Annotated in this window: 1 pseudogene; it reads left to right on the top strand. The window is 69.9% G+C overall.

Going from position 1 to position 714, the window contains the following annotated elements:
- Positions 1-177: 177 nt before the first annotated feature.
- Positions 178-714 (top strand): annotated as a pseudogene (locus tag RM572_RS28660) (AMP-binding protein); the annotation flags it as partial.

Genomic DNA, 714 nt, shown 5'->3' with positions numbered 1-714 from the left:
GCGGACCGGACCGCGGTTGTGGGCGTGTCCGACGACCAGGCCAGGGATGCCGCCGCCGAGGCAGAGCGCGACCGGCTCGTGGTGATGCCGGCGATCCGGGCAGTGGTTCTGGCAGTGCTCTACCTGCTGCTGCGTGCGGACCTCGCACCGCGGGTGCTGGTCGGCGTCACCGTGCTGAGCGCGCTGGCCGCGCTCGGCCTGACCGCCGGCGACCGGGTCGCCATCTACATGCCGATGGTGCCCGAGGCGATCGTCGCGATGCTGGCGTGCGCACGGCTCGGCGCCATGCACAGCGTCGTGTTCGCCGGGTTCTCGGCGTCGGCGCTGCGGGCACGCGTCGAGGACGCCGAGGCCAAGCTCGTCATCACCACCGACGGCCAGTACCGGCGCGGCAAGGCCGCCTCACTGAAGGACGCAGTGGACGAGGCCGTCTCCGGCCAACCGTCGGTCGAGCACGTGCTGGTGGTGCGCCGCACCGGGATCGACGTGAACTGGACCGAGGGTCGCGATTTGTGGTGGCACGAGACCGTCGAGGCGGCATCGACCGAGCACACTCCGGAGGCGTTCGACTCCGAGCAGCCGCTGTTTTTGCTGTACACCTCGGGCACCACCGGCAAGCCCAAGGGCATCGTGCACACCTCCGGCGGCTACCTCACGCAGTCGGCGTACACCCACTACAACGTGTTCGACCTCAAGCCTGAGACGGACGTGTAC

This window comes from Streptomyces hazeniae, from assembly GCF_031845485.1.
In the GTDB taxonomy this organism is placed as follows: domain Bacteria; phylum Actinomycetota; class Actinomycetes; order Streptomycetales; family Streptomycetaceae; genus Streptomyces; species Streptomyces hazeniae.
Note: the sequence above shows the minus strand (reverse complement) of the source record. Positions and strands in the feature narration are given on the sequence as shown.